The sequence below is a fragment of the Salinivibrio sp. IB282 genome, from assembly GCF_001995685.1.
In the GTDB taxonomy this organism is placed as follows: domain Bacteria; phylum Pseudomonadota; class Gammaproteobacteria; order Enterobacterales; family Vibrionaceae; genus Salinivibrio; species Salinivibrio kushneri.
Genome location: NZ_MUET01000013.1, coordinates 25,643 through 49,988, shown reverse-complemented (window position 1 = coordinate 49,988; position 24,346 = coordinate 25,643). Strand labels below are relative to the sequence as shown.

The following is a 24,346-nucleotide window of genomic DNA, read 5'->3' as shown; positions in this document are numbered from 1 at the left end:
TCATCCGAGTTTCAGGTTTACACTAGCGCCACGCTAAACAACCCGTAACTAACTATGGCATTTGCAGAAATTACAGGCTGGGGGAAGTGTCTTCCGCCCGCGGTGTTGAGCAATGACGATCTCAGCACAATTTTAGAGACTAATGATGAATGGATTCGCTCACGCACAGGCATTGAAGCACGCCGAGTGAGTCATGTCGAAACCTCTGAGCTCGCCACTGTTGCCGCCCAACGCGCGTTAGCGGCAGCAGGGATTGAAGCAAGCCAGCTCGATCTGTTGATTGTAGCGACCTGCTCACCAGATACCCTGATCCCTAATATTGCCTCCAAAGTGCAAGGCAACTTGGGGGCACTTCGTGCCGCGGCATTTGATATGAATGCCGCTTGTACCGGTTTTTTATACGGGTTAGAGACCGCAACCAAGATGCTCCAAGCTGGCCATTATCAGCATGCACTCATTATCGGCGCAGAGCATTTAACCTGGTATTTGGATTGGAGCAAACGCGATACCGCCGTGCTATTTGGTGATGGTTCCGGCGCCGTCGTGGTAAGCAAAAGCGAGCAGGAAGTGGGGTTACTTGACGCGCAACTTGGTTGTGATCCAGCAGGCCGTGATGTACTCGCGATCCCTGCCTTTGGGACGGCAATGGATCGCTTCGACCCGGCTAATGGCTATTTTGCGTTTGATTTTATCGGCCGTGATATTTTTAAACGTGCGGTCAAAGGCATGGGATCAGCGGCAAATCAGGTATTAACACGGAATCRGCTCAATGCTGACGGTATTGATCTGGTCGTGCCGCATCAAGCCAACAAACGGATTATCGAAACCTTATGTGAGCACGCTGGCATCGAGTTAGACAAGGCGTTTATCAATATCCAGCGCTATGGTAATACCTCAGCAGCCACCATCCCTATCGCCTTGTGCGAAGCGGTTGAGCAAGGGGCCGTTAAGCCACATAGCCAGCTGCTCACCGCGGCATTTGGCGCTGGCCTGACATGGGGCGCAGGATTAATCCGTTGGGGCGAGCGTACAACACCGATCGCCGAGTCTGATGCGGCGTTACCGCCAACGGACAAAACGGCACTTGAGTTACTCGACAACGCCATCCGCCATTGTCAGCATAAAAAACCAGAATAAAATCGCTCACACAAAGCCGACTCGCGTCGGCTTTGTTATTGGCATCAGGTTAAATGTAAGAAGGCAGCGCCACGCACCCCTCCCGCATCACCGTGCTGCGCTTTCACAATATCAGGGGCGTTAGCCGCAGACAGAAGGTATGCCGGTAAGCGTTCAGGCATCGCTTGATACAGCTCATCAAAGTTAGAGAGACCGCCACCAAGCACAACCATGTCTGGATCAAACGCGGTTAACAAGCCTCCCAGTGCCATGGCTAATACATCAAAAAAGCAGTCAACAAATGCCACCGCATCCGGCTCACCTTGGCGATACTGTTCGATGATTTCGATCGCTGACAACGGCTGATAAAAGTGAGCATAAAGCTGTTCAAACCCACGCCCAGATAAATAATTGTCCAGGCAGCCTTTATTGCCACAGCCACAATCAAACATCGGCGGGTTATCACCCAACCGTAACCAGGCATCAATCGGCATACGCATGTGCCCGACTTCGCCTGCCATTTGGTTTTTACCATTAATGACCTTGCCATTGATCACTAATCCACCACCGAAGCCGGTGCCCAAAATTAACCCTAGAACGGTTTTCGYCGATTGCGCTTGCACATCCCATGCTTCCGACAACGCAAAACAATTGGCGTCATTGCTAATCCGCACTTCTCGCCCCACACGTGCTTGTAAATCATCTCGCAAAGACTGTCCATTTGCCGCGGGAACATTGACCGTCAGCACCGTGCCATCTTCTGCTTGAGAGCCAGGGATCCCAATACCAATGGTTCCTTTTTGCCCTAGCTCCGCATCATACTTTTCCACCAACCGCACTAATGTGTCGATTAAGGCAGGGTAATCTTGCGTTGGGGTTGGGTGACGCTCGGTCGCGACACGATTGAGTTGTTTGTCGAAGGCACCAAATTCAATTTTCGTGCCGCCCACATCAAAGCCGTAATACATGGCTGAGCCACCTTAAATTGTCGTTATTTAACCAGATTATTCAGCAAAACAAGGCAAAAGTCCGTGATTTGCCCCAAGTTTCGTTGTTTTCCAACCAGACTTTTCACTCAGGTGTCGGCATTTTTCGCCAGCGTTTGGTCATCAAGCAAGCGCGTCAGCGCATTGTCGTCTGCAAGGTGTTGTTGTCGTTTGCCTGCTAAGTATCGCTCACGAAAGACATCGAACCATTGGTTTAAGTACTCTGCCGCCTTGCGCTCTTGATTCACGGCAAGCACTTCTGCAGCCACTTCTGCTGTTGCCAGTTGATTTTCACCGTGAGCATCGCGCACGCGATAACGAGATAATGCCTGAGGCTCAATACTTAAAACCGGAAAGTGATCAAGCCAAGGGCTTTTGCGAAAGATTTTTTTCGCCTCCCGCCAGGTACCGTCAATGATGATAAATAGCGGCCGCTTCGCGTTGTCATGGAGACGTGCCGGTGAGGTCATGCGCGTCGGGGTCGTGTACTGAGCAGGAAAGACCACATACGGTTGAAAAGCTGAGCGGGATAACAACGCCAGCATGTCAGGATCAGGGTGCGTGCGAGACCAGATAAAGGCGTAGGTATCCGCCACGCAGTCAGCAATCAAACGTCCTGTGTTACTCGGTTTTAGTACCTCGTCGTCGTACATCAGTAACATGAACGCAGCATGGGTCTGGCGGGCGGCACGGTAATCACACACACAGAAATGACGAACTAACATACATGCTGAACAGCGGTCTACACCAGCGCCACGCGCGCGATAGGGACGCGTTGCACGTGCCAAAMGGGCGGAGTAAAGCTGATGAATAGCGTGACGCGGAGCGGATGGGGACATGGTAAAATCTAAGGTTGTCAATGGGCCGTCTAGTATACCGACCTGAGCTTGGCTGTCAGTCTCGATCGCTCACAATTGTACACGGGTATACAGGCATTAGACGGTTACCGTCAGGGGGTCACTAGCGTAACTCGACCATGGCACCATCGAACAAGTTTTTCACCAGGGCAACGTACTCTTCGAGAAAGCCAACCTGCTCGGCGGTGACTGGTTGCTCCCAGCGACCCGCCAGCACTTCTTCCATATCTTCCACTACACGATCTGCTTCTCGCAATATGGTGAAGCGCAATGCAGACGAAAGCCCAGGATTTTGCTCGCAAATGGTCATAATGTTAGAGGCGACTAGATCGTGCACAATATCCGCAACGGTATCATCGCCAATGGCTTCACCCGGTTTTTCAAACACAGAGAGATTAAACGCAAAATGTTCGATCAGTGCTTGATACCCGTCTGAATCTACTACCATGATTACTTGTCCTTAGACTGTTCAACTATCTTTATTGTATCGTGCCCGTCGGCTATTTGCGCCTCTTGAAGGCGAAATTAGAAAGCGAGTCACGCTTCGCAGTGCTTAGCGTACTGTATACTATAAACTAACCATCGTACTATGACACGATGGCTGCTCTCACCGCCCCTCCCTTTCATTCTGGCTCGAGCAAGGAGAGAGCAGAGCGGCAAGGCCAAATCATACAAACGACTGACGCCAGTCTCTTTGCAGTATAGTCTGGCTTCACCGTGATGAAAGCAAACAACACAACGCGCAATTTAACACGGATCACGCCCAAATCAATCGTTGACAAGGATGTAGGAATCGTCATGAAGGTAAATCGCCCTCGCCCATTTGGTAAGAGTATCGTCAGTAAGATTGGGTTGATTATGACGTTCATCACCTTGATGGTGTTGGGCCTGTCAGTCTCGAGCTACATCATGCAAGATCGGGTTAACCGCGATGTCGGCCGCGCCACTCATCAAGAAAYCCCGAGCGCGATCATCACCATGCGCATGCAACGGGCCGCCAGTGATATGAATGCCAGCATGCTCAAATATGTCATGGGCCGTCATGAATCGCTCGCCGTTTTTTTAGAAAGTCAGCAAGATTTTGAGCAATTACTGGCGCGCCTTCGTGAAGTAAAACCCGACGCAGAGCAGMGGCTTTCCTTGATCAGCCAGCTTTATGAGCGCTTCCAGCGTATCGCTCATCAAAAAGTCTTAACAGAGTTTGATCCCGTCGCTGAGCAATGGGCGCGTAAACAGGTGATGCGGCTATCCATTGATGTGGTTCGCCCTATCGATAACTTGATTGCCGAATTAAAAGCCTCACAAGCGTTGACACAGCCTGATAACCTTGCCGTGTTGCAATACCTTGATGAACTGGTGGATGAAAATGGCGATATGCTGACTGAGCTTAATCAGTATTTAGATGGGCGAAAAAGTAGCCGACAGCGCTTTATGGAGGATATGGCAACCTTTGAGCGCTATCTTTCCTTGACGCAGTTCGAGATCAATCACCCTGCCTCACTCAACAAACTGTCGAGCATCCGCCACCATTTCACCAGTTTAAAGCGCAGTGGTATCGCTATTTTTAACAACTATCAACCCAGTGCCAAAGTCGCCGCCATTACCGCAGTGCGAACCTTGAGTGACCAAGAATACCAGGCGCTWGAGGATGCGCTCTCTACGTTCGCACAAGAGACAGGAAAAGTGGTAACCCGGTCTATGGTTGATTTACGTGCAATACTCCACTCAAATCAACTCAACCTTGGCTATTTACTGATTTTTATCTTGTTCGTCAGTGGCGCGATGTACTTTTATATTCACCGCACATTCACTCAGCCGATTGCCAAACTCGCCGACTCCATGCAGCGCCTTGTGGCTGGCGACATGACGCCCCCGGCCCGCAATTTTCAAGATCGGACGGATGAAGTCGGCAAAATCGCTAATGGATTAGTCATATTCCGCGCGCATATTATTTCTCGTAACCAAGCACGCGAACAGTTAATGGCCGAAAAAGAGCGGGCCGAAAGCGCATCACGTGCGAAAGCGCAATTTCTTGCGACCATGAGTCACGAAATCCGCACGCCAATGAATGGCGTGATTGGGATGCTCGATATGCTTCGTCGCTCGTCGTTAACGCCATCTCAATATAGCCTGACGAGTACGGTGCGTGAATCCGCCCTTTCTTTGCTCTCCATCATTAACGACATCCTCGACTTTTCTCGCACCGAGGCCGGAAAGCTGCAATTTGAACGCGTCACCTTTTCTTTGTCCGACACCGTAGAACAAGTGATGGACACCCTCAGCCATCAAGCCAACAAGCAAAAGGTGACACTGTCACTATTTATTAATCCTGACCTCCCCGAACAACTGGTGGGCGATCCCAACCGATTAAAACAGATACTGTTTAATCTTGTTGGCAATGCGATTAAGTTCTCCGGCGGCCAACATCGTCAACCCGGTTTTGTCGCTGTCAATATTGACGCGATGGATAACCAAGACGCGCAAAAAGCCCTGCTGGTGTTTACCATCACCGATAACGGCATCGGCATTGCGCCTGATAAAGTCGACACTATCTTTCAGCCATTCAGTCAGGCGGAGTCGTCGACCACCCGTGAGTTTGGTGGCTCTGGGCTTGGCTTAGCCATTTGTAAGAATATTATCGATCTCCTCGGCGGTGATATTGACATTGAGAGTGAGCAGGGAGTCGGCACACGGTTTACCGTGCGTATCGATTATACGGTGAACCCATTAGCAGAACCTGACGATTTACCGATTACTCGCGAGCAGGCGCAACAATTATCAGTTAAAGTGGATATTCATCAAGACGCACTCAATCACGCAGTGTGCCGCTATCTGGCGCACTTGGATATCGCTTATCACCATGGCTCAGCACCGTCTAACGCAGAAAAGCAACCGACGAAGCACCGATTATTGATAACCACCCACACCGAGCCAAGCACATTAATCACTGAACGCGCTGTCGAGCATGTGATTGCCCTCAAACATACCTTATCGCTGGCAACCCACTCTGATAAACGCATTGTCGAGCTGTTTGCCTCGCCATTAACCTATCGTCGTCTGGTCCACGGTCTACGCGTCTGCCTCGGGCTTGAGAGCCCTGATATCAGCATGTTAGCGGAATCTGACGCAATGCTTCCTCTTCCCGACGAGGCAGACGCCAAAACATGCGAGCCGGAACGCACTCGTGGATGTATTTTAGTGGCAGAAGACAACTCCACTAACCAACAGGTGCTGACTCAGCAACTCCATTACCTCGGCTATGAGGTGGTGATGGCGGATGATGGTAACCAGGCACTCGCGGCATATCAGAACCATCAGGTAGATCTTGTCCTCACCGACTGCCATATGCCCAACAAGGATGGTTATGCGCTCACCGCAGCTTTACGCGAGATCCAAGGTGCATCGGGTTGGGTACCTATTATCGCCATTACCGCCAATGCGCTCAGTGGTGAACAAGCGCGGTGTTTTGAGGCAGGCATGGACGATTACATTACCAAGCCCATTGAGCTGGATCCGCTTGACGAACGCTTAACCTATTGGATTAACCGTCCTCACACCACGACAAGGTCGACGCCACCCCCTGTGACAGCCAGCGCCGAAGAGCCACATGTACTTGATCCAACGGTGGTTGAGCGCTTATATGGCGGGCAGCAGCAGGCCTATCAAGATATTGTTGATGTATTCCTTAAACGTAGCGTCCCTAGCCTACGCGCCCTCGCGCAATCACAACCCCCTTTTGAACACTGGCAAGCATTAAAAGAGGCCGCACACAAACAAAAATCTGCCGCAGGCAGCATTGGTGCGACAGCCCTTCATCAAGCCTGCCTTGAGGCCGAACAAGCCGCTAACCAGCAGCAAACAGAGGGACTCATTCAGGCACTCACTCGTATCAACACCGCACTGGATCAGTTGCTGGCGGTACTACCTCGCGCTTCTCAATGATCGAATAGGCGCAATAACAGACGGATGAATGTGATCCCTTATCCGGATATCCAGAAAATCGGTGTACAAATTGCGCAATCCAGTGCCACACTGACAGTAAGTGTTATCAACCATGACGGTAGTGAATAATGAGAAAAACCAAAGTAGTCACCTCCGAGGACATTCTGCTCAAACTGTGTCAGTCCGCCACGGCAGTATTAACCAAAGCGACTGACTCTCCCGTGCACCATGCCGCGATGGTACAAAAGATTGCCAAAACCAGTCTCAAGCCTGACCTCGGCTGTTTTGTACTGTTTGATGGTGGCTTCTCTGGGCTTGTTGTGATCAACTTTTCCTCCGCCGCGGCGTTAGAAATCTACCGCAATTACATGCAGCATATGGGGATCCCCGAAGAAGAGTTGGCCAGCTTACACACCGCAGATGAAGTGGGTGATGTGCTCGGTGAACTCATGAACCAGATTATTGGCGATTTCACCGGCAAGATTAAGCGCTCAATCCAAACCTCGATCACCCAAAACCAACCGAAGATGATGGCGGTTAACAAAAATCTTACCGTGTCAGTGGATAGCAACATCGACAAGCCACAGGCGCGCCGCGTGAGCTTTACCACTGAGCACAACAATATCTTCTATCTTGAGCTTGCCATGGAACGTACCGAATTTATCCAGCTTCAAGACTTTGAAGAAGGGGAAGAAGTTGATCCTGATTCCATTCTGGAAGCCGAGACGGTTCGCCAATTAGAAGAAAAATCTAACGACAAAAACGATAAAAAAGACAGCGGAAGCAACGACTTACTTGATGAGCTAGGGATTTAACGTCTCCCTCTTTTGACTTTCGCTAAGACAGAAACACGAGTGACTCGCGAGTTATCATAGCCTCTCGGCAACGATCCGAGTGGCTTGTGTTTTCTTTTCGTCCACTGACTTTTTTCTTTCCGATTATTAAGAAACTTAACGGACGTAGTACCTCACAGTTATAAATGCCCAATGTAATTTGTTTCATTTAGGTTACAGCTTTGATCACATTTGCTAGATCGTGTGGTCGTCATTCTACCCACCTCTCACCGTCATAACGCCTTATCACTGCCCACTTTTTTTTAGTAGGTGAATAATGCCGCATCATTTAGACTGCGCGGCATAATCAAAAGGCTGGCAACGATCAGCCAAATACCCTACTGGGCACCCTGCCCACCCACTATCATTCGTGAAAAAGGTCGATTCATGAGTCCAGAAAGCTACCTACTCGATTGGCAAACCAGTCAAACTCACTCTGAAACCATGTATCCGCTGCTTAGCCAGCTTTATCGCCAAAAAGGCGTCGAAGTCCAACTGTTCGGTCGTCAACTGATCAATGCGAGCACCATTGATATCATTAAGGCACACCGCGTGGCGCGTCGCTATACGGGGGGCACCTTATCGCCCAGCCAGACGTTGCCATTAATCGAAGTGATGGCTGAATTGGATCTTGCTCCCAGTAAAATCGATATCGGTCAGCTCGCCTGGACATACTGGCAACAGCATGACAGTGAAAATGGCATTCCTGATTTTCTTCATAGCCAGCTTGGGCATTTGCTAGGGACAGGCAACGGCGTTGATCCGAAAGACGTGGTACTGTATGGCTTTGGTCGTATCGGTCGCTTACTCGCACGATTACTGATTGAAAAAAGCGGTCCTGGCTACCCCTTACGCTTACGCGCTATCGTGGTGCGTGGCGGAAAAGAAGGCGACCTGGAAAAGCGCGCCAGCCTGCTGCGTCGCGACTCTGTTCACGGCCCGTTCAATGGCAGCATTACTGTTGATGAGTCGCGTAACGCGTTGATCGCCAATGGTAATTTCATCCAAGTCATTTATGCCAATAACCCAACGGACGTCGATTACACCCAATTCGGTATTCATGACGCATTGGTAGTCGATAACACAGGTATGTGGCGAGATGAAGAAGGCCTGAGTCAACACCTTGACAGCAAAGGCGCTAAGAAAGTCCTTCTCACCGCGCCGGGTAAAGGCGATCTTAAAAATGTGGTATTCGGTGTCAATCATGACGTGATTAACGACGATGATCGAATTATCTCTGCCGCTAGCTGCACCACCAACGCCATTACCCCGGTGCTCAAAGCCATGCACGATAAATTTGGTATTGATGGCGGACACATTGAGACAGTTCACTCGTTTACCAATGATCAAAACCTGATTGATAACTATCACAAAGGCGATCGCCGTGGCCGCTCTGCGTCTTTGAATATGGTACTCACGTCTACCGGTGCCGCGAGTGCTGTTGCCAAAGCACTGCCTGAGCTTAAAGGTAAATTAACCGGTAACTCAGTGCGTGTGCCCACGCCCAATGTCTCTATGGCTATCGCTAACCTGAATTTAGATAACCCCACTCACAAGGATGAAATCAACGCCTATTTACAAGACGTCGCTTTGTACTCGCCGCTATCGGGGCAAATTGATTTTACTCAGTCGACCGAATTAGTATCGAGTGATTTGGTGGGATCACGCTTTGCCGGTGTGGTGGATAGCCAAGCAACCATCGCCGAGGGCAACCGTTGCGTGCTGTACATTTGGTACGACAACGAGTTCGGCTATAGCTGTCAAGTAGTACACTGTATGGAGCAAATGATGGGAGTACGCTATCCCATGGTTCCACCGCCAGAAGCACTTTCTTAAGACATCCAAAACGAAAAGGCCCGAATGGGCCTTTTTTATTGCGTGTTAACGACTCAATATAAGATTAGGATTGCTCGGCCGCCGTCAACGGTGAGGATTGGCTGACGGGCTTAAGCACCGCATAAACCAAACCAGTTACCAAGGTACCTGCGGCAATAGCAGCTAGGTACATAAACACAGGGCTGATGGCATTGGGGATTAACAGCACGAAGAGGCCACCGTGTGGTGCCATCAATTTTGCCCCAATCAACATAGAAATTGCGCCTGTCAGCGCACCACCTGCGATGCAAGATGGGATCACTCGCATTGGGTCTTTGGCCGCAAAGGGAATCGCCCCTTCTGAGATAAAACATAGCCCGAGCACAAACGATGCTTTACCCGCCTCTTGCTCGGCATCATTAAATTTACGTTTGGCTAAGAAGGTTGATAGTCCCACCCCTAGCGCCGGCACCATACCGGCCGCCATGATCGCTGCCATCGGCATATAGGTACCACTCTCAATCAAGCCGACGCCAAAGGTATACGCCGCTTTGTTGACCGGACCGCCAAGGTCGAAACACATCATCGCACCCAATACCACGCCTAGGATCACTGCGTTCGTTGAGTTCATCCCCTGCAAGAAGCTGGTCAGGCTTTCCATGGCGACAGAGACAGGCCCGCCTACGACATAGATCATCACCAAACCGGTAAACAAACTGGCTAATAAAGGGATCACGAGAATGGGCTTAAGGGCTTCCATTGAAGCCGGCAAGCTGACTTTGTCTGCCACAAACTTAGCACTGTAGCCGGCGATAAACCCCGCCAGTATGCCCCCTAAAAACCCAGCGCCGGTGGACGCGGCGAGCATGCCACCAATCAAGCCTGGTGCCAGGCCCGGGCGATCCGCAATTGAGAAGGCAATAAACCCGGCCAGTACCGGTACCATCAGCGCGAACGCACTACCACCACCAATTTCCATCAGTGCGGCTGCAAGTGTTCCCTCCTCTTTAAAAGCTTCAATCCCGAATACAAATGAGAGCGCAATAGCTAAGCCACCGGCCACAACCAGTGGTAACATATGTGATACGCCTGTCATCAAGTGCTTATAGACCCCGGTACGTTCGCCTTGGTTAGCACTGGCGTTCGATGAACTCGCTTGCGTTGTTTGGTAGACCTCAGCGTTAGCAAGCGCATCATCGAGCGTCTGCGATGCTTTTTTCAGCGCCATGCCCGTACTGGTTTTATATAAACGTTTACCCGCAAACCGGCTCAAATCAACCTCAATATCTGCGGCAATAAACACGAGATCCGCGGCTTCAATTTCCTGATCCGTTAACGCATTTTTCGCACCCACCGACCCACGTGTCTCAATTTTGACCTGATAACCTTTCGCTTTAGCCGCTTCTTCAACCGCTTCCGCTGCCATAAAGGTATGTGCAACACCGGTAGGACACGCGGTAATACCCACAATGCTGACGGTTCCGCCCTCGCTTGGCGTCTGCGCGTGATACGGCTGTGCATAATCCGCGGCAGCCTCCAATACCGCTTGGGGATCGGCCATTACCTCATTTAAACTTGCTTGATAGACAGGCTTGCCGTTAAAGCGAGCCGACTCTTTTGGCTCACCGACCAAGAGAATACGGTCAGCGTTTTCAATATCAGCAGTCGATACCGCCTGTGTTGGTTGCACACTAGACTGACACTCGATCTGTGCCGTCCATCCTTTAACCTCGGCAGCCTTTTCTAACAAGCCCGCCGCGATAACGGTATTGGCGACGCCACTTGGGCACGCCGTCACAATCACCAGATTCATACCTTTTACCCCACTCATGGATTGGTTTTATTCCGCGTGCACTGACAGCTCAACAGGCGACACGCTGATTTTTTCGATTAATTGGTTCACATCTTCATCATTGCGCACACCGACCCCCACTTGGGTAACCGCGAGCGCAGAGATAGCGACCGCGCGACACAGCGCCGCTTCTTTGCTGAGGCCGGTCTGGCATCCTGATACCAGCCCTGCCACTAAAGAATCTCCGGCCCCAACGGTACTCACCACCGATTGCGCCGGTGCCACAGCCTTAAGCCAGCCTTCCTTATCGCGCCAGAGCACCCCGTCTACGCCGCGAGAAATAACCACATTCGCGATCCCTTGGTTAAACAATTGCTCGCCGCGCGCCAGCAACACGGCTTGCTCATTACTGATGGGCGCGTTGAGGCATTGCGCCAGTTCTGCTTCATTAGGCTTTACCAACCAAGGTGTTGCCTCAACGGCGGCGCGTAAGGCGTGCTGGCTGGTATCGACAACCACTTTTTTCCCTGCATCGCGCAAGGTGGTGATCCAAGTGGTCAACTGCTCGGTCGAGACACCAGGTGGCAAACTGCCCGCTAGCACGATCCACTCATGGTGCTCAGCCAGACTGAGCAAGCGTGCTGTCAATGCCTCAATATCGGCCTGTTCAACCGCCATACCAGGAAAATTCAAATCAGTGACACGTCCCGCTTTTTCAACCAGCTTGACGTTGGTGCGGCTCACCCCCGGCACGCGCAAAAAGTGATCGGCAATGCCGTGCTCGCTAAAAAGGTGAGCAAACGGGTCTTGGTTATCTGCACCAAGAAAGCCTGACGCCGCGACCGTCACGCCCAAATCCGTTAAGACACGTGCGACATTGACGCCTTTTCCCGCCGGGTGCAGTGTATAGTTTTGCACCAAATTGACATCACCAGGCTGCAACGCACTGACTGAGCCTGTCATGTCGAGTGCGGGATTGAAGGTTACGGTCAGAATGGCACTCATGCGTTCTCTCCCAACCCATCTTTAATGACATCACCCAGTGCCGCAATCGCTTGTTCGGCGTCGCTTCCTTGGGCGGAAAACTGTAACTGGTGCCCATGTTTCACCCCAAGCGCGATCACTTTCATCAAGCTTTTTGCGTTAACCGGCGCCGACTGGGTGGACGCGTTGGCAACCTGTATATCAGCACTGAATTTTTTCGCTGTATTGACCAACATCGCCCCAGGACGAGCGTGCAAACCATGCGCATTCGTCACCGTATACAGGCCTGTTGACCCCTCTGCGGTGAGCGCTTCAGACGGCGCCTCTGTATGAGGTTGTTCGGGGGCGGGTTCAGCAGACAACGCATCAACCAACGTTTGGGGCGAGTAACGGCCACATGCCGCCAGTTGTTTATCAAGCTTCCATTGCATCAAAGTATTGAGCACAGGAAGATGCGCACGGTTGTTGGCTGCGATACACCAAAGCGCACTGACCGACTGGGATTGGTGAGACAGTGACGTCGCGGGCATGACCACCGACATCCCGGTCTGCAGTACACCGTCTCCCACACCGAGCAACCAATGCCCTTCACCAAGGTGCACCGGCTGGCCCGCGACAGCGTGGCTGACGCCATCGCTATTTAAACAATGATGGTTTTTGAGCAATCCCGCGCCCACGGCTTGCAAGGTAGTGATATCTGACGCTGGGAAGCCGGTTAACACCATGTCGCTGCTAAACGTGAAGGCCTGAGTATCGGCCGTTTGCCCATTGAGTAAGGTAACCAGTTGCTCTGATCCCGATATCGTTTTTAATTGTTGCTCGATGCCGTCTTGTGACAGCACACGCGTCAACTGGCGTAAGATACTCAAGTGTTCGTCTGATTTGGCAGCAATACCAATGGCCACGTAAGCGAGGTTTCCCTCTCCCCAGTCAACCCCCTGGGGAAAATGAAACACTTGTACCCCTGTTTGTTTAACTTGATCGCGGGTATCCGTTGTGCCATGCGGGATAGCAATACCGTTGCCCAGATAGGTACTGGTTTGCGCTTCACGCGCCAGCATTCCGTCTTGATAGCCCGCTTCGACTAGCCCTTTTTGGGTGAGTGCTGCGGCCATGGCTTTGATAGCCTCGTGCTTAGACGCCGCGTGTTGCTGCATATGAATATCGTGTGCGTTGAGTGCCAACATGAGGTCATTCCTCTTTTTTCAGTGCCGCGGCACGGGTTGATGTTGTCGTCGGCCACATCAGTATCACTAAGACATGGCGGACATATTGGTTGGTCGCAAGTCACCGTTGATTGGCAGTGTTCGTGTTTGACTTGCCACATTCGCTTTACCTAAAAACTGAAACGATTCAGCTTTTAGGTAAAGCGATAGAAATTGCTCCCGGCGTTTGGTCAATCTCTTCCACTTATAAGCGCCGGAAGCGATGAGCCGCATCGTCGTTCCAGCATCTTGAGATCAGCCGCCAATAATTGACACAAGCTGAAACCTTTCAGCTTTAAGGCTGAATCGTTTTAGCTTATAATGCAAATAAATTATGGATCTGAAGTGCGTAAACTTTGATCGCATTCACAAAGCCATCAATAACGATCGGCCTACTTAAGGATCGCTTTATGAAGCTTGATGAAATTGCCCGTCTTGCCGGTGTATCACGCACAACGGCCAGTTATGTGATTAATGGCAAAGCCGACCGTTATCGGATCAGTGAAAAAACGCGAGCACGCGTGATGGCGGTGGTCGAACAACACAATTATCAGCCGAACCGCGCCGCCACCGCCTTGCGTGCAGGCACTACACAAACGCTGGGGTTGGTCGTGCCTGACTTAGCGAACACCAGTTACGCCACGTTGGCAAAACTCTTTGAACGAAAAGCCCACGATCAAGGCTATCAGGTTATTATCACGGGCTCTGATGACGACCCAGAGCGAGAAAAAATAGTGGCTGAAACCCTCGTCTCCAGGAAAATTGATGCGTTAATCGTGGCCTCTTGTTTGCCTGCAGATAATACCTTCTTCCCCAAATTACAACAGCAAGGCACTCCCATCGTTGCCATTGACCGTGGGCTGGATGCCAACCAATTCGCGAATGTACTGAGTGATGATGAAAAAGGCGCTTACCAGCTCACCGAGATGTTAATTGCCCCAACGGATGTCTATCAAGCAGGACTGATTGGTGCCGTCCCCTCGCTGGCCATCTCACAAGACAGGGAGAACGGCTTTCGTGGTGCGTTAGCGGCACAAGGCGTAGATGGACAAGTGCGTTACGGTCAAGCTTTCAGCCGTACAGAGGGGCAAAGGCTGATGACAGAGTGGATTGAAGCCGGTGACTTACCCGATGCCTTACTCACCACCTCCTTCACGCTTTGTGAAGGAATACTGGACGCCATCCGGCAAACAGGGATCGCCCCCACTGCACTGTATTTTGCCACTTTTGGAGATAGCCGCATCCTCGATTTTCTTCCTTTTGGGGTGCAATCTCTCCCTCAACAATTTGAAGCGATTAGCGACGCGGCACTCAGTCTCGCGGTGTCGGCCGCACAAGGAGACAATCAGCCTGGAGTTATCACGGTTGAACGCCAACCCATTTGGCGCCCCCATCAAACGCAAGCTTGGGTCGGACTGGGTTAATAGCCTGTCGCTTCCATAAAGCCACGGCCTGTGGCACTGCCATGCACTTCCACAGGCCCTTCCCAATAGGGAAAACTCAAATCCATCCAGCTTTGTGGATTAAGCGGTTGCGTAGTCAGGCTAATGCCCTCACTGGGTACTTTGATCTGCCAACGAACCGGCAAGTTAGCGCCCTCCGCCATCTTGGCATGACTGATTGGTAGCATACGAATATCATCCTGACTCAGCGTCACGACTTGGCCATCAGGATACAGTAAGGATCCAAACATAAACGGCTCCTTGCCGCGTATTTGGGTAACCATTAACGCACGGCCATCATCTAAGTTAAGCCCGAACCAATCCCATCCCGTTTGTTCGGCGGCCATCGCGCCGCTCGACCATTCCTTGTCAAACCAGCCTTTGCCTGTCACAGGGATGGTTTCACCTTCAATGGTTAGCGCACCCTTGATGGTTAGCTGTGGCAAAGAAAAATAATACGAGGCCGACGGTTGACTGGCATGACGGACACTGTATCCCCCTTCACCGTGCTTGACCTGGTGTCCATTATCTCGCACCTCCAACGTAAAGCCGACTGGCTTACCTTGCGCAGGCCATATCGCACGCACACGGGCTGGAAAAGGTTGTTGACCGCCCTGCCATTGCCAGTCGTCTAACCAAGCCTGAAAAGGTGACAGCGTCACTCCTGCTTGATCAATCCCGCCACGGGCAAAGCGCTCCGACTCCCATTGTTTATCATCGCTCGTGATCGCGACATGCGCCATATACAGCTGCTGACTCGCCCATCCTTCTTTGCGATCCGGAGCTAACGCGCGGCGAAACAATGTCCATTGCACGCCATACGCTTGTCCATTAGCGTCGGTTAAGGTCGCGGTCAAATACCACCATTCAGTAGCAAAATCTGAGTGTGCCGCCATGTCTTGGGGATAGGTAGGCGTATGGTCTGGGGTTACAGAGGCAAAGCCACTTTGCGAACCAAAAACGGCAAAATTTCCACGGGTATCAGGAGACGATGACGGCGGCTGACCCCACCATACTAGCGCGCCGAGCGCGAAGATCACGCCGCCCCCTAACAATGAACGTATCATTTTCCGCTTCCATCGCTGAATCACTTCACTGCCTCTTTTTTACTGCGCATCACGCAACGACGCCGCCGCGGTGCGTTTTAGCATGCGATAAACAGGCCAAGCCCCTGCGACCATAAGCGCCAACATGGACAGCCCGATGGTGGTGGCATAGCTTATCGGGAAGAAGCTCATGGTCATGGTCCACCCAAACGATGCTTTCAGGACAACATGGATCAACATACCCGCCAGCACAAGCCCCAACGGGATGGCAATTAGCGCACTGGTGAGACCAAGCAGCACCAATTGCCCTCCCCCGAGCGCGATAAGCTCACGCCCTGACAGACCAAGGTAACGTAGCAAGCTATATTGCCGTTGGCGCGACAACTCGGTCGCCAAGGTGGAAAAGAACAACCCACATATCGCGACAATCAACATCAGTGCACACAAGCTTTCCGTCACGGTAAAGGTACGATCAAAGATACGCATTGCATAACGCATAATATCCGCTTGGTTTTGCACCTGCCCAGTGGTCAGCGAAAAACGGTGATTGATGCGATCAACAAACTGCTCGGTTTGCGTGTCCTGATTGAGGATCACTGCCAGCGATGATCGGCCCTGCTTTAGCCATTGTCCGGCATCACTACGGGTAGACACTACTAGCTGGCCATAGGGGTTGCCATAATCGTAATAAATCCCAGCAACCTGCCAGTGCTCGCCCATTGGGGCGGGAAGATTGATGCTCTCTCCCACGCCAACGCCAAATTTAGCCGCTAACGCTTCACTGAGTAATACCGTGCGCGCTTGATGTAATTGCGCCCAATAATCAGGCTGAGCCGCCTTCATCGCCAACGTTTGTTTCTCAGACGGACGGTTTCCTACCGACAGCACTTCAAGCCGCCCTTGGTTTGCCGTCAGCTCACGCCGATACGTGGTCCAAAATTGCGCCACGTCTTTATTTTTTACCAACCATGTTTCCATCTCCGCGAGAGCAGCATGGCTCGGCCTAACATAAACGTCCGCTGCCAAGCGTTGTTGCAGCCAAGTCTCAGTGCTGGTGCGAAAGCTACCGACCATGGTTTCCATACCAATATGTGCCGAAACCGCGAGCATAAACGCCATCGCCGCCACACCACGGTAACTTAAACTTGCCGCGGCATCGGTGAAAAACCATCGCCATCGCGCGCCCGCATACACTGCTGCACTGGTATGAAACAGCCAGCCACACAAATAAGGCAGCGCTAAAGCAGCACTTAGCATGGTAAAGGCAATCAAGGTAAACCCTTGCCATTGACTCGTCTCCCAATACGACACGCCCCACGCCGCCACGCCAAGCAACACCGCTAAAATAGCCTGTACGGCATATTCTCGATGTGTACCACGCATCAGGGTCATCCGTTGCGATAAGCGCCCCGGGGAGGTGTTGACTAAGCGCACCAAAGGCCAAGCGGACGCCATCGCCGCCCCTAAAATAGCAAGCAGTAAACTGTAGAGCCCCCATTGCCACTGCCAATGCATCACTAAATTAATGTCTGCGCCGTACAAATCAGACAAGGTCGTGGCGACCGCGGGAAGTAATTGGTTGGCAAGTAACATACCCAGGACGTTGCCACTGACCACGCCGAGTAGCACCCAAAGCAACAACTCTGTTGACATGACAGCTGAGAGTTGGCGTCCATCAACGCCAAGCTGCCGCAAGGTTCCGACCAAGGGCTGACGCTGAGTCATGGAAAGGGAGATCGCCTGATAAAAAATAAACAGTCCCACCACAAAAGCCAATAACCCCATCGCGAGCAAATTTAAGTGAAAAGCACGGGTGAGTGGGCCAAGTTGGGTTGATTGAGTTTTGGTCAACGTCAAGGCTGAGGGTAACGCTTCGCGAATCGTTTGTCGCTCCGCTTGAGACAAATCGCCGCATAACACCTCGGTAAACCCAGTACGCGCAGAGAGATGACGCAGTAGCGCCATATCAGCCACCAAGTAAGTGCCCATACTCAGCGCATCATTATCGATAATACGTAAAGGGCCGACCGGCGGGTAATCCAGCAAATCAATCATTTGCCCCTCTTCCCAGCCTTTATGTTCAGCCATGGCCTCTCCCACATAGACAGGATATGGCATTGAGATCGCATCCATAGGGGACAATGAAGGGGCTTCATCTGCTCGCCGATTGGCGATAAATGGCAGCATCGCGATCGTATCCACCCCCATAAGATGGATATCACTAAGTGACGGTGTCACAACATCGAGACGATCAATCGGCACACATTGGGTTAAGCCTTGACGGCGCAAGCCAATGTAAAAGGCATGCGGCACGCGTTGTGTTCGCTCGGTATGATGAATGCTAAAAGGGTAAGGGTTGCTAAAAAGCTGTTCACCTTGGCGATAGCTTTGCTGCGCATGTTGGTTTATCGATAACACGCCAACCAGCAAAGAGACACCCAGGGTTAACCCAAGCCAGACGAGAAAGACTTGAAAGGGATAGCGACGATAATGCCCCCATAAAGCGCTAGCGACGGGCCCGAACACTGAGCACGCCTCCTTGTAGCCCTACACTACCTTGCAAATAGCTAGCCACGGTATCACTGTGTGTCACCAGCAACAGCCCGGCCTCCTGCTGACTGGTTAGTGTGATAAGCAAACGCATCACCGCATCCGCATTGCGCTCATCCAAACTCCCCGTTGGCTCATCGGCAAGTAGCAGTTTAGGCGACATATATAACGCGCGTGCGATGGCGGCGCGCTGCTGCTGACCACCAGACACCTCTTCTGGGTAACGATTGAGCAACGGCATTAAATCAAGCTGAGAAACAATTTGTCGCCACAGACAACTGTCTTCTTTCAAGCCTTTTAGTTGGCGACAGAAACGAATGTTATCCGCAATAGAGAGGGTGGGAAGCAGATTAAATTGCTGGAAGATCAAGCCGATGTTTTGGCGTCGAAACTGCGTGCGTGCCCCCTCGCTCAACCGATGGAGAGGGGTATCGTCAAACCAGATCTCACCGCTATCGGGTTTATCCAGCCCCGCAATCACATTTAACAAGGTACTTTTACCCGACCCACTCTCGCCCATCAACGCCAGTTGACTGGTCGACGACAGCGACATCGCGGCGCCTTGCAGCACAGGATGGAAGTCGCTCCCATCCTGATAACCTTTACACAGCCCTTTAATTGCTAACATGCCAATGCACACCCTTATAGTGTCTTAAAAACAGCAATAAACGAGAACTAGGTCACACTGTTTGATTAATTTGGCAATGTACCCCAATTAAGAGGCTGAGAAAAGCGTTAAAAACGGTGGGCAGCTTCCCAATTTCTTTTTCGCCGATCCTTAGCCGTCATTAACAAGATTATTGAGCCAAACGCCTGACTTCACCCGAATCAAAGACCCAACCCATTTGACCACTTCTTCCACTCCCAAAAGCGCATAAACCCAATAAACCGGCCACTCAAAGACCACCGCGGCGGTCAATACCACAGGAATACCAATTAGCCACTGTGCAACAAAATCTTGTCCCAGGCAGTAGTGCACATCACCCCCAGCACGCAGTACCCCAACGATCATTGCCATGGGGATGGTTTTCACCACAATCAACGCACACATCGCCCAGTAAAAGTAAGCCGTGATCTGTGCCGTCTCGCCCGTTAATGCAGGGAAGAAACTCAACACCCAGGGCTGAATCATCAGCATCACGCATGCAATCGCCACACCGGCAATAAAATTAAATATCGCCACCTGCCAGGCTTGGTGATAAGCGGTGTCCGTTTGTTGGGCTCCCAGGTTATTACCGACCAACACCGCCGCTGCATTGGCTGTACCAATCAAAAACGACAGTGAGAGTGACTCGACGGGAGTGATAACCGCAATAGCAGCCAGGCCGGCTTCGTTAACATGACCGATAATCGCGTGGTAAACGAACAGACCGGACGACCACATTAAAAAGTTAAACGCCGTTGGCAACGAAAGCGACAAAAACCGCTTTACTGCCACAAGCGTCAGCGAGGCTTTCCAATCAGATAACGAGAAGGCAACCAGATGTTGGCGACGATATAGATAAGCGTACAAAGCGACAACTTCGACGATACCACTCAGGACGGTAGCAACCGCTGCCCCTTTCGAACCCAGCTCAGGCGCGCCCAGATTACCGAAGATAAAAACCCAGTTGAGCACCACGTTGACACTGATCCCGACCCCGCTAAAAAAGGTGCTAATGCCTGGCTTGTGCATGGCACGAAGCCCGGCAGCCAGCCCTGAGACACTGGCCAAACAAAACAGTGATAAGCCAGCTATTTGTAAGTAATCTTTCCCCAACGCAATAACAGTAGGATTGTCACTGGCAAATCCCACAATGACATCCGCATAAGCCCAGAAGACAAACGCACTTAACGCCGCCGTGGCATTGGTTAAAGTCACCGTTAGCGCCGTTTTTTCACGAAAACCTTGTCGATCCCCCGCGCCCCAATATTGCGCCACCAACATAGAGCCGCCGGTCATGGCACCAAGGATCAGTAAGGAGGAGACAAACATCGCTTTACCGGCAATACCAATGGCAGCGACATCCGCTTCACTTAATTGTCCCACCATCAAGATATCGACCAAACTGCGGCTCGAAAACATCATGGTTTGTAGTGCAATCGGTACGGCAATTAACAGCAAACGCTTTAAAAACACAGGATCAAAGAAAGGACGGGAAAGTACGCTCACAAGAGACTCCAGCTTAGAGGGGACCGATGTAGTTTACGTGCCTTTAAAACAGAAAAAAACGCCCGAGAGCGTTTTCTTATCTGCGAATCAATGCCGATTAGCGCGGCATCACCATTAAGCCATCGGCTTGATTGTTGGGCCAAATACGGTACTCAGCATGGTATTTGACGATCGATTTATAAGCCGTCACCTTCGTCGGTGCTATCCATGCCTGATGCGCCCATTGTATTACCTCAGCTTCTGGCCCTCGGACATACACGCTCAGTGCTGAAGCCAAGTGCTGATCATCATCAAAAGCCGATTGCATCGCGTCTGGGCACACGGCCATTGAATGCTGCCCACCTGATATAATTTTCACTTTTCGATCAATCGTATCTTGCGTATGCACGCACCACCCCGCGTCAATTGCACAATCAACCCACTGTTGCAATTGCTGTTTGTGCACTGGCTTGACGGGCTCACCGACGGGAAACCACTCGGCATACACCTGTTGAATTTGACCAAACTCGGTGTCTAACCCGGCTTGGGTCCCGGCACTGCGGGCGCGCTGGGTCCAGCGTTGTAAGTCCGCTTTGACACTGTGATGAAAACGTTGCTGCTTCACCGCTTGTGCCACCCAACGGCCCAAAAACGCTTCGCGCGCGTGGGGCGCATTAGCCACTTTTTTGGCGGCGATCGCAGCCGAGAGATCGTCATAGGCAGCGGCCATCACAGTTTGAATTTCGGTGACATAACTCATGGTTCTTTGCTTGCTAATAGCCAATAGAAAGCGGCAGAGAGTATCGCACAAAGGGCTATCGCGCCAACCATGCCCCACGGCGTACCATCAGAGGCAACCGCCACACCCGCACCGACCAACGAGCCGATACCAAACCGCATCGTCCCCGCCAATGAAGAGGCCGTTCCCGCCATTTGCGGATAGCAAGCCAACAAACACGCCATGCTGTTGCTGCCGATAGTTGAAATCACGCCAACGTACATCATCACTGGAATCACGGTGCCCCAAAGCCCAATATCTAACCATTGGAACGCGGCAATGGCTATCCCAGCCACCAGCTGTAAGCCTAACCCTAGGCGAAGCATCCAATGCGAGCCCATTTTGCGCACCAAACGGCCATTAATAAAGGTCATCACAATCAGACAGACAATGTTTAACGCAAACAAGTAGCCAAACATCTTCGCGCTGACGCCATAATAATCAATGTAAACAAATGAGCCTGCGGTCAAAAAAGAGAACATCCCAGCAAAGGAAAACCCGGAACAAAAGATCATGCCCACAGCAAACGGTGTTTTCAGCATACGGGCATAGTTACGCAGTGACGCTCCAATCCGCATCGGCGGCCGATTGTGTTTAGGTAAGGTTTCAGGGATCCGGACAATAATGCAAAGCGTCACAAAGCACGCCCATCCGGCCAGCACCCAAAAAATTGCGCGCCAGTCAAACCAGGTCAGCAAATAACCACCAATCATCGGGGCAGCTAAAGGCGCAATCGTCATGACCAAGGTGATGAACGACATGGTGCGCGCAAATTCCTCGCGCTCAAACATATCACGGACCAAGGCTTGGATAATGACGGCGGCAGCGGCTCCGGCAAACCCTTGCGTTGCACGTACAACTGTCAGTACGTCTATATCTTGAGCCATCGCACTGACCACGGCACAAATGAAAAACAGTGCCACACCGGCCAGCATCACCGGTTTGCGGCCATAACTGTCAGATATTGGGCCATGAAAAAGCTGTCCAATCGCAAAGCCGGCCGTGTACGCGACCAAGGTTGATTTCACCGCACTGCTGGGTGCATTTAAGTCCGCGGCAATCGCTGGCATGGCAGGGAGGTACATATCAATCGCCAACGGCGTCAGCGCCGCAATCGCGCCAAGCACCAAGATCAAAAGCCAGCTTAATTGCGTCGGGGACGACGTGACAGCCGATGATTGCGACATAACTCTCCTTAACGTAAAAGACAGGAAAAAAGGAAATAACGTGAGCGTGGTCAAAGTGTAACAATTTATTGTGTCGCCGTGGGAAATAATGTCTTTCTTTTTATCACACCATCGTCACACTCCCCCCTTAGGCTGAAGGCAAAAAAAAGCACAGCCCATGCTGTGCTTACCGTTGCTTAACGAGAACCTGCAATGACGAAGCGAGCCAGTCACCTGCGTTAACCCAGTAACGCGATCTCTTCGTCTGTTAATGGACGATATTCACCCGGCTCCAAGTGTTCGTCTAATACCAAGTTACCGATGGATTCTCGATGCAGCGCGTCGACCTTATTGCCCACCGCCGCAAACATACGTTTGACTTGATGATACTTGCCCTCTTGAATGGTGAGCAGAGCCTCRTAATCACCCACTTTCTCTAGGGTTGCCGGTAGCGTGGTTTGCTTCTCGCCTCGTAGCATCACCCCTTCTTTAAACGCAGGAGCAGTCTCAGGACTAATCGGATCAACCAGCCACACACGATAGGTTTTAGAGCACTGATGCTTGGGTGAGGTAATACGATGTGACCACTGACCGTCATCAGTCAATAGCAACAGCCCGGTTGTATCCGCATCCAAGCGACCCGCTATATGCAGCTTCTCCGCATTGACTTCATCCAGTAATACAAACACCGTCGGATTAAACGCATCCTCATGCGAGCACACCACGCCAGCAGGCTTGTGCATCATAAAATAGCGCGGGCCTGATAACGTCAGCGGTCGTCCCTCAAACGCCACCTCTTCATGCTCGTTCACTTTGACGGCCCCCGACTTGATCACCTCACCATCAACCGTCACCCGTTCGCTTTTAAGCACACGCCCTGCTTGCTTGCGTGTCACCCCTAGGGTTTCACATAAAAATTTATCTAATCGCATATTACCGCTTATTGCACCTTTGTTTGCCGCGGATTATACGTCACATTGCGGCTCAGACACAGATCAAGTTTTATCATATCTGACGGAAAAACAGTCCGTGATGGGATAAACTGGATGTCATTGTCCACGTGATGGACAGATGACAATGCAAGCAAAACCCAACGCTTTTTGCTGAGACGCCGAGTCTGTCACAACCTGCCAATCAAAATATTGTTGGTGATTGAGCGTGCCAGCTTGGCGAGTATGATACGGTCGTCTTGACCAATCAGTGATATAGAAGGAAACACCATGATTGTCTCTCTTCGCCGCCCCGACGCCGATGCCTTTGAAACCTTATTGACGCTGTCACACGAACAGCACGACCACGAAGCGCTGCCTTTTGATCGTACTCCCGTCGCGGCCACCTTCAGCACCTTGCTCTCACAGCCAGAGCGTGGTGACGTTTTTCTGATTGATGTTGAGCATGAGGGAGAAACCGAAACCATTGGCTTTTTAGTCGTCGCCTATAGCTTCAGCGTGGAAAACGGGGGGAGCGTCGGTGTGATAGATCAATTCTTTATCCAACACAGCTGGCGACGGCAAGGCGTGGGGTCGCAAGTGATCCCACACGTGGAAGCGCGAGCCAAAGAAAAAGAATGCGTGGCCGTCATCCTTGAGGTCAATATTGGTAACAAAGGCGCTCGGCTTTTCTATGAGCAGTTCGATTACCAGCCTCGCCGCCAGCACTGCATTATGACTAAACGACTTTAATTCTGTACCTGACGTCACAAG

Annotated in this window: 19 protein-coding genes; 6 read left to right on the top strand and 13 right to left on the bottom strand. The window is 51.5% G+C overall.

All coding sequences use genetic code 11. The annotated features are described in order from the left end of the window. Positions 1–54: 54 nt before the first annotated feature. Entirely contained in the window at positions 55–1,137 is a 1,083-nt protein-coding gene (locus BZG14_RS04625) for a ketoacyl-ACP synthase III (protein ID WP_077608103.1), read from the top strand. Between the two features lie 44 nt (positions 1,138–1,181). On the opposite strand, the gene nagK is transcribed toward BZG14_RS04625, so the two are convergent. The 3 genes from nagK to BZG14_RS04610 form a co-directional block, all read right to left on the bottom strand. Then, positions 1,182–2,084 (bottom strand): N-acetylglucosamine kinase, encoded by a 903-nt coding sequence (nagK, locus tag BZG14_RS04620; RefSeq protein WP_077608102.1) that lies wholly within the window; start codon positions 2,082–2,084, stop codon positions 1,182–1,184. 107 nt (positions 2,085–2,191) lie between these two features. After that, entirely contained in the window at positions 2,192–2,941 is a 750-nt protein-coding gene (locus BZG14_RS04615) for a tRNA-uridine aminocarboxypropyltransferase (RefSeq protein WP_077608101.1), read from the bottom strand. Positions 2,942–3,062: 121 nt separating this feature from the next. Further along, positions 3,063–3,407 (bottom strand): DUF3802 family protein, encoded by a 345-nt coding sequence (locus tag BZG14_RS04610; protein WP_069362441.1) that lies wholly within the window; start codon positions 3,405–3,407, stop codon positions 3,063–3,065. 350 nt (positions 3,408–3,757) lie between these two features. On the opposite strand from BZG14_RS04610, the gene BZG14_RS04605 reads away from it, so the two are divergent. The 3 genes from BZG14_RS04605 to BZG14_RS04595 all read left to right on the top strand — a co-directional run bounded on the left by BZG14_RS04605 (position 3,758) and on the right by BZG14_RS04595 (position 9,570). Continuing rightward, positions 3,758–6,901: an ATP-binding protein gene (locus tag BZG14_RS04605; protein WP_198532016.1), complete on the top strand. Its 3,144-nt coding sequence runs from the start codon at positions 3,758–3,760 to the stop codon at positions 6,899–6,901. Positions 6,902–7,029: 128 nt separating this feature from the next. Beyond that, positions 7,030–7,716, top strand: a complete 687-nt coding sequence (locus BZG14_RS04600; protein ID WP_069362443.1) for a DUF3334 family protein — start codon at positions 7,030–7,032, stop codon at positions 7,714–7,716. A 405-nt stretch (positions 7,717–8,121) separates the two neighbouring features. Then, a complete protein-coding gene (locus BZG14_RS04595; RefSeq protein ID WP_077608099.1) occupies positions 8,122–9,570 on the top strand; it encodes a glyceraldehyde-3-phosphate dehydrogenase in 1,449 nt (482 codons plus the stop codon). Between the two features lie 64 nt (positions 9,571–9,634). Here BZG14_RS04595 and fruA read toward each other — a convergent pair whose 3' ends face one another. From fruA to fruB, 3 genes are read right to left on the bottom strand one after another with little or no spacing between them, the layout of a single operon-like run. Beyond that, positions 9,635–11,362, bottom strand: coding sequence for a PTS fructose transporter subunit IIBC (gene fruA, locus BZG14_RS04590; RefSeq protein WP_077608098.1), 1,728 nt, complete (start codon positions 11,360–11,362; stop codon positions 9,635–9,637). Positions 11,363–11,389: 27 nt separating this feature from the next. Next, the gene (gene pfkB / locus BZG14_RS04585) at positions 11,390–12,346 is read right to left on the bottom strand and encodes a 1-phosphofructokinase (protein WP_077608097.1); all 957 of its coding nucleotides are present in this window, start codon (positions 12,344–12,346) and stop codon (positions 11,390–11,392) included. Beyond that, positions 12,343–13,512, bottom strand: coding sequence for a fused PTS fructose transporter subunit IIA/HPr protein (gene fruB, locus BZG14_RS04580; protein ID WP_077608096.1), 1,170 nt, complete (start codon positions 13,510–13,512; stop codon positions 12,343–12,345). The genes pfkB and fruB overlap by 4 nt, the downstream gene beginning before the upstream one ends. A 428-nt stretch (positions 13,513–13,940) precedes the next feature. Here fruB and cra point away from each other — a divergent pair, with 428 nt between their 5' ends. After that, complete coding sequence (cra, locus tag BZG14_RS04575; protein WP_077608095.1) at positions 13,941–14,954, top strand: catabolite repressor/activator; 1,014 nt, start codon at positions 13,941–13,943, stop codon at positions 14,952–14,954. Here cra and BZG14_RS04570 read toward each other — a convergent pair. The 7 genes from BZG14_RS04570 to rsuA form a co-directional block, all read right to left on the bottom strand. Beyond that, positions 14,951–16,039 (bottom strand): lipocalin-like domain-containing protein, encoded by a 1,089-nt coding sequence (locus BZG14_RS04570; RefSeq protein ID WP_077608094.1) that lies wholly within the window; start codon positions 16,037–16,039, stop codon positions 14,951–14,953. The genes cra and BZG14_RS04570 overlap by 4 nt on opposite strands. Before the next feature lie 39 nt (positions 16,040–16,078). After that, positions 16,079–18,544: an ABC transporter permease gene (locus BZG14_RS04565; protein WP_077608093.1), complete on the bottom strand. Its 2,466-nt coding sequence runs from the start codon at positions 18,542–18,544 to the stop codon at positions 16,079–16,081. Beyond that, positions 18,525–19,196 carry an ABC transporter ATP-binding protein gene (locus BZG14_RS04560; RefSeq protein WP_069362451.1) on the bottom strand — a complete coding sequence of 224 codons (672 nt, stop codon included), beginning with the start codon at positions 19,194–19,196 and terminating at the stop codon, positions 18,525–18,527. Before BZG14_RS04560 ends, BZG14_RS04565 begins: the two co-directional genes overlap by 20 nt. 150 nt (positions 19,197–19,346) lie before the next feature. Continuing rightward, on the bottom strand, positions 19,347–20,720 hold the full coding sequence (locus BZG14_RS04555) for an MATE family efflux transporter (RefSeq protein WP_241824618.1): 1,374 nt from the start codon (positions 20,718–20,720) through the stop codon (positions 19,347–19,349). A gap of 97 nt (positions 20,721–20,817) precedes the next feature. Beyond that, on the bottom strand, positions 20,818–21,459 hold the full coding sequence (locus BZG14_RS04550) for a DUF2913 family protein (protein ID WP_077459510.1): 642 nt from the start codon (positions 21,457–21,459) through the stop codon (positions 20,818–20,820). Continuing rightward, on the bottom strand, positions 21,456–22,664 hold the full coding sequence (locus BZG14_RS04545) for a Bcr/CflA family multidrug efflux MFS transporter (protein WP_077459511.1): 1,209 nt from the start codon (positions 22,662–22,664) through the stop codon (positions 21,456–21,458). The genes BZG14_RS04550 and BZG14_RS04545 overlap by 4 nt, the downstream gene beginning before the upstream one ends. A gap of 218 nt (positions 22,665–22,882) precedes the next feature. Then, positions 22,883–23,575: a 16S rRNA pseudouridine(516) synthase RsuA gene (gene rsuA, locus BZG14_RS04540; protein ID WP_077608091.1), complete on the bottom strand. Its 693-nt coding sequence runs from the start codon at positions 23,573–23,575 to the stop codon at positions 22,883–22,885. 288 nt (positions 23,576–23,863) lie between these two features. On the opposite strand from rsuA, the gene BZG14_RS04535 reads away from it, so the two are divergent. Next, positions 23,864–24,325, top strand: a complete 462-nt coding sequence (locus tag BZG14_RS04535; RefSeq protein WP_069362456.1) for a GNAT family N-acetyltransferase — start codon at positions 23,864–23,866, stop codon at positions 24,323–24,325. Positions 24,326–24,346 lie beyond the last annotated feature (21 nt).

What these genes read in the sequence shown, in the direction of transcription:
- BZG14_RS04600 (WP_069362443.1), top strand. Translation starts at nt 7,030, where the DNA reads ATGAGAAAAACCAAAGTAGTCACCTCCGAGGACATTCTGCTCAAACTG.
- fruA (WP_077608098.1), bottom strand. Translation starts at nt 11,362, where the DNA reads ATGAATCTGGTGATTGTGACGGCGTGCCCAAGTGGCGTCGCCAATACC.
- BZG14_RS04535 (WP_069362456.1), top strand. Translation starts at nt 23,864, where the DNA reads ATGATTGTCTCTCTTCGCCGCCCCGACGCCGATGCCTTTGAAACCTTA.
- BZG14_RS04545 (WP_077459511.1), bottom strand. Translation starts at nt 22,664, where the DNA reads ATGTCGCAATCATCGGCTGTCACGTCGTCCCCGACGCAATTAAGCTGG.
- BZG14_RS04570 (WP_077608094.1), bottom strand. Translation starts at nt 16,039, where the DNA reads ATGATACGTTCATTGTTAGGGGGCGGCGTGATCTTCGCGCTCGGCGCG.
- pfkB (WP_077608097.1), bottom strand. Translation starts at nt 12,346, where the DNA reads ATGAGTGCCATTCTGACCGTAACCTTCAATCCCGCACTCGACATGACA.
- BZG14_RS04610 (WP_069362441.1), bottom strand. Translation starts at nt 3,407, where the DNA reads ATGGTAGTAGATTCAGACGGGTATCAAGCACTGATCGAACATTTTGCG.
- fruB (WP_077608096.1), bottom strand. Translation starts at nt 13,512, where the DNA reads ATGTTGGCACTCAACGCACACGATATTCATATGCAGCAACACGCGGCG.
- cra (WP_077608095.1), top strand. Translation starts at nt 13,941, where the DNA reads ATGAAGCTTGATGAAATTGCCCGTCTTGCCGGTGTATCACGCACAACG.
- BZG14_RS04560 (WP_069362451.1), bottom strand. Translation starts at nt 19,196, where the DNA reads ATGTTAGCAATTAAAGGGCTGTGTAAAGGTTATCAGGATGGGAGCGAC.
- BZG14_RS04550 (WP_077459510.1), bottom strand. Translation starts at nt 21,459, where the DNA reads ATGAGTTATGTCACCGAAATTCAAACTGTGATGGCCGCTGCCTATGAC.
- BZG14_RS04595 (WP_077608099.1), top strand. Translation starts at nt 8,122, where the DNA reads ATGAGTCCAGAAAGCTACCTACTCGATTGGCAAACCAGTCAAACTCAC.